The following is a 5,285-nucleotide window of genomic DNA, read 5'->3' on the forward strand; positions in this document are numbered from 1 at the left end:
AAATCAACAAAAAAGTGTTTTAACGCAAACCCAGATGAGTCTCTCTCAAAGTCTGAAACCCTTGCAAAATCAACAAAAAAGTGTTTTAACGCAAACCCAGATGAGTCCCTAGATAACGATCGCTTCCGAGACTTATTGGACAAACCGGGCAAGCCTTAGATGCGATCGCCCCCCGTCAGACCTAACCCCCGCAATTGCGACCCCGCCAGTACAATCCCTGAGCAATCTCGGCTAGGGTATATCGCCTGTTCAGGTTATAGTAAAACCATAGATGGGGACCTACAAAGAACAACGGTATTGGAGATTTGAGAATGTCTCAAAAGAACGAAACAGTCATTCTGATTGTAGCTTTACTGCTGACCGGAGGATTAGTCGCCGTCGGTTATTTTGCCTTTAGCCAGTGGCAATCCCGAACTGGGACAGACTTTAGACCCTCTGCGAGTTCCCCAACGGCTAGGAATGACTCCCGATCCAGCTCTATCAGTGGTGGGGAACAGTTATTAATTTCTAGTAAAACTTCCCCCGCCAAACAGCAGGGAATTGAGGCTTTGTCCGAGGGAAATTATTTCAAGGCGGTTTCTGAGTTGGAAGCCTCCCTAAAGCAAAATCGCAATGATCCTGAAGCCTTAATTTATCTGAATAATGCCCGCATTGGCGGTGGAAGTTCTTATACAATTGCCGCTTCTGTTCCCATCACTACTTCCGAAAATTCAGCCCAGGAAATTCTGCGGGGAGTGGCTCAGGCTCAAAATGAAGTGAACCAAGCTGGCGGTATTAACGGGCTTCCCCTGCGCGTGGTGATTGCTGATGATGCCAACAACCCTAATCAGGCTGAACAAGTGGCTCAGTCTCTAGTGGCTGATGACCAGGTTTTGGGGGTGGTGGGGCATTTTGGCAGTGATGTGACTTTGGCTGCATCCCGGGTTTATGAACAGGGTCAGTTGGTGGCAATTTCTCCCACCAGTACCTCAATCCAGTTATCTACGGCGGGGAATTTCATTTTTCGGACTGTTCCTAGCGATCGCTTTACGGCTAATACTCTGGCAAAATATATGGTGGGTAGCCTGAATCTGAACCAGGCAGCTATTTTTTATAACGAGAATAGTAGTTATAGTCGTTCTCTCAAAGATGAGTTTACTACGGCTTTATATGGAGATGGCGGCACTGTGGTGGCACAGATTAATCTGGTTGAGGCTAATTTTAATAGTTTTGATGCGGTAGAATCAGCGACGCAACAGGGAGCAGAGGCGATCGTCTTATTAGCGAATACGGAAACGGTTAGTGAGGCGTTACAAGTGCTGCGTGTTAATGCTAAAACCTTACCTGTGTTGGGGGGAGATAGTCTCTACAGACCTGAAGTTCTCCAGGTGGGATCCGATAGTGAAGGGATGGTGGTGGCGATTCCCTGGCATATTCTCAATAACCCTAATTCGGGGTTTTCTATGGCGGCAACTCAGCTATGGGGCGCTAGTATTAACTGGCGGACTACTATGGCTTATGACGCGACTCAGGCTTTGATTGCTGGTATTTCTGTAGATTCTACCCGCCAGGGAGTGCAAAGGGTGTTATCAGAACCGGGCTTTTTGGCTCAGGGGGGTAGCGGAAATATTCGGTTTTTGCCTTCGGGCGATCGCAATCAAGCCACGGAATTGGTTAAAGTTGAACCGGGAACGCGATCAGGATTGGGTTATGATTTTATTCCGATTCCTTGATGGTTTAACCGGGGGCGTTTTTGGTTATCATTAGTTATATAGCAATCCTAAATGATTTATGCCCTCTCCTGCTCCCCTCTCCCCCTTTGGGAGAGGCCTGTCCTGAGCCCTGAGCCCCGCCGAAGGGTCGAAGGGGGTTGGGGGTGAGGGCATTCCACAACTGATAAAGGAGCTGCTATATAACGTTTCCCTCTGATCTGATGTAGGGGTTTGGTTTCCAAACCCTCTGATCTGATGTAGGGGTTTGGTTTCCAAACCCTCTGATCTGATGTAGGGGTTTGGTTTCCAAACCCTCTACGAACGTTTGGTGTCACTCCAGATCTCTTGACCAAACCTTAACGTTTGATGCCTTTAAACCGTTCTTTAGCGGAGTCAAAAGCATCTTGCATGGCGGCTTGAATTTTGTCCGGGTCGGGGTTTTTACCGCCCATTAAATCACCGAAATACACACAAGCGCCTTCACCGAGAGCCCAAGTATAGGCGGCGGCCCAGGAGGCAGCGATCGCACTGCCGAAAATGGGTACAAATTTGACTAATTCCCGCCCGATCGCCTGGGCGACGAATCCACCGGCGATCGCACTGACGACTCCTCCCGCTTGGGACGGCGTGAGAGTTTGTCCATAGAGTCGGCCTAACAATCCCACCAGGGAGACTTGTAACGCCGTCAGGACCGGCATGGTGGCAAAGGGCAGGGGAACAGCAGCCAGGGTGGCGGCCATGATGGAAAAGGCTAAAATATACCGTCGGGCAACATCGCGATATAATGTGCCAATTTTCTCACCCGCGCCTTGGTCTAACAGTTGATAAATAGCGGTGGATTCGGCTTCCGGCAGGAGGTCTGCTAAAGCATCGCTGAGGGCATCTAAGCCATAAAACACAGGAGTATAGCCATCTTCTTCTAGGGTGAAATCCAGGGCAACGGCGCGATCGCAAATCTCGGCAAACCCCGATTGAATCGACTCAAACGCCCGATTTACCGAGGGATAATCCGGGGGATAGGGGGGATGGTCTTCCGTATTGGGGGGATATACTTCATGTAAACAGGTCACCACCAGTAAACAAGGAATGTGAGGAGATGCGGCGCGTAACTGTTGGGCAATTTGGCGGAGGGAATCTGTGGCAAAATCGGTGATTTTTACCGTGAGAATGAGGATTTTGGCCCGACCCGTTTCTTGTTGCAAATCCTCTACCAACTCTTGGACGATCGCCGCAGTATCTTGGTTGACATCGCCGAGTCCGACGGTATCGGTAAAAATCAGTAACGGTAACTCACTGGAGGGGTAGGCATAGCGTTCTGTATGTTGGGTATGGGGACGAAATCCTTGGCCGACAATTTCGGCTGAAACTCCGGTGAGTCCACGGACGATGGAACTTTTGCCCGCTTGGGGTTTGCCAATTAATAGGGCCTCGGTAGTGGGCAATTGGGCGCGAACTGCTGCCAAAATTTCAGCGACTCGTTCATCGCTGACGCTGAACCAATCCTGAAAATATTGAGGGAGGCGATCGCCCAGGGAGAGTTGTTTTAGACGGTCTGTGGCCTGATTCCAGACCCCGGAAAGGCGATCGGTCCAGGATTTTTGGGCTGATTCTGGCGATTCCAGGGTGATATTCTCCGTCGGTTCTGGGGACGGATGGGAATCGGGTTTGGGGGAATCAGTCTCACGTTGCTCACTCATCTGTTGTATAAAAACGACGAATCGATGCTGCTTTGATGAAAAACCCGCCTCCGCAGTCGGGATTTTTTCTGGGGATTAACCCGCGATCGGGTGAGACCCCAGGAATACTGTATCGCAATTTGAGCCAACTTAGAGGGATTGGGTGGAAAAATGCCTGGGGAAGGCAGCAGTCTGGGTTGAACCTTAGACAGATTGAGGGGTCAAGGGTCTGGGGGGAGTTCTTTGAGGATAGCCCGATCGCGACCTTGAGATTTGGCTTCATAGAGTGCAGCATCGGCGGCGGCAATTAACGATTCGGGGTTCTCTTGTTCCGTGGGAATGGTGGTGGCGATCCCCAGACTAACGGTGACCCAAGGACTGACTTGGGAATCCAAGTGAGGTAGTTGCAACTGTTTGAGGCGATCGCGAATGGTTTCGGCCACGGTAAGCGCCCCGTCACCGTTGGTATTGGCTAAGATTATGACAAATTCTTCTCCCCCATAACGAGCAAGTAAGTCGGTCTTGCGGGCGATCGCACTGCCGGAGGATCGGGCTACTTGTTGCAAACAGCGATCGCCGGCTTGGTGTCCGTAGTAATCATTATACGCTTTAAAATAGTCGAGGTCAAATAAAATTAAGGAAAGCGGATATTTTTCTCGTTGTGCGAGATTCCATTCGCGATTTAGATATTCATCAAAGCGACGGCGATTGGCGACATGGGTTAAACTATCCAGATTTGCCAGCCGTTCTAATTCTAAATTAGCTTTTTTTAAAGCGGCTTCGGTTTTTTTACCCTGAATCATTACCCCTAACTGACTGGCAACGGCTTTGAGCAATTCCAGAGATCGGCGATCGCATCGGGAGCATCACCTATCGTTTCCCCGCCACCCATATACAGCCCATAATCAACAGGGTAAAGCCCAGATAACCCCAAACCGTCACCCACTCCTGCCAATTTCCACTTTCCATCAGTCCCGTTCCTCTGTCCTGACCAAACAACAGCTTACCGTTCAAAGGGGACTGAAATCACCCGTCCCTGTTGACCCTGTTCTGAAGGGTCGAATCTCCAGGTTTCTACTTGCTTCTGAGCCGCATCATTGAGGATATCATAACCGCTAGAGTGCTGAATTTTTGATGAAATCACCGTCCCATCCGGGGCGATATCGGCGATTAGAATCACCGTCCCGGACCAAGCATTATCTAGGGCAATCTGGGGATAGGGGGGGCGATCGCAACGACGACAGGCAATTTCTTCCAGTCCCGACTCATTTCCCAAACTTCCTGTCTCACCTAGCGTTGAATCCGTCTCACTCCCTGGGAATCGACTCTCGTTTTCCTCGGGAGTCCCCTGAGTCTCGTTCCCGGGTGACGACAGGCGATCGAGATTCGACTCAAAGGGGTGATCGGATTCACCATTGGCGATCGCCCCTGGATTGAATAGCGAGTCATCCTCAACCCCCGAAGACTGTCCCTGGGTTTCCTCGACAATCTTCACATCGGGGACCTCCGGCAGTCGTTCTGGAGTAACGGGTTCCGTCAACCTCGGATCCCTCTGGATATCATTGGAATTAGCAATTCTAGAATTATGCCCAGGGTCCAAAGGGGAAGAATTCGCAAAGGGAGACATCTCCTGGGGCCGCATGGGGGCCGGCTCGGGAATAGGTTTCGGGGAACTCTGTCGGGGTAACGGTTCCGCCCGCAAATCCGATCGCGGCGTTTCCATCCCTGCCGGGACTTCTGCTGCTGGAGTTTCCTGCGGTGCATCCAGAGATTCAGGTTCCTGAATGGGTTCGGGGGTGGCTTCTGCGATCGCCTCCGATTCCGGCATTAGTTCGGGAGTGGGTTCGGGGGTGGCTTCTGCGATCGCCTCCGGTTCCGGCATTGCCTCGGGAGTGGGTTCGAGGGTGGCAGATTCTAT

General features: G+C 51.0%; 4 protein-coding genes. 1 reads left to right on the top strand and 3 read right to left on the bottom strand.

The window, feature by feature from the left end:
• Window positions 1-311 precede the first annotated feature (311 nt).
• A complete protein-coding gene (locus J0895_RS20100; RefSeq protein WP_207089779.1) occupies window positions 312-1,712 on the top strand; it encodes an ABC transporter substrate-binding protein in 1,401 nt (466 codons plus the stop codon).
• 335 nt (window positions 1,713-2,047) lie between these two features.
• Here J0895_RS20100 and J0895_RS20105 read toward each other — a convergent pair whose 3' ends face one another.
• The 3 genes from J0895_RS20105 to J0895_RS20115 form a co-directional block, all read right to left on the bottom strand.
• Window positions 2,048-3,388 (bottom strand): GTPase family protein, encoded by a 1,341-nt coding sequence (locus J0895_RS20105; RefSeq protein ID WP_207089780.1) that lies wholly within the window; start codon window positions 3,386-3,388, stop codon window positions 2,048-2,050.
• 200 nt (window positions 3,389-3,588) lie between these two features.
• Window positions 3,589-4,170 carry a diguanylate cyclase gene (locus J0895_RS20110; protein ID WP_242541445.1) on the bottom strand — a complete coding sequence of 194 codons (582 nt, stop codon included), beginning with the start codon at window positions 4,168-4,170 and terminating at the stop codon, window positions 3,589-3,591.
• Between the two features lie 200 nt (window positions 4,171-4,370).
• Window positions 4,371-5,285: energy transducer TonB (locus J0895_RS20115; RefSeq protein ID WP_207089781.1), on the bottom strand; the 915-nt coding region annotated here is incomplete at its 5' end.

This window comes from Phormidium pseudopriestleyi FRX01, assembly GCF_017313335.1.
Lineage (GTDB): Bacteria > Cyanobacteriota > Cyanobacteriia > Cyanobacteriales > Laspinemataceae > Laspinema > Laspinema pseudopriestleyi.

Coding starts and splice junctions, on each gene's coding strand:
- J0895_RS20100 (WP_207089779.1), top strand. CDS start 312: ATGTCTCAAAAGAACGAAACAGTCATTCTGATTGTAGCTTTACTGCTG.
- J0895_RS20110 (WP_242541445.1), bottom strand. CDS start 4,170: ATGATTCAGGGTAAAAAAACCGAAGCCGCTTTAAAAAAAGCTAATTTA.
- J0895_RS20105 (WP_207089780.1), bottom strand. CDS start 3,388: ATGAGTGAGCAACGTGAGACTGATTCCCCCAAACCCGATTCCCATCCG.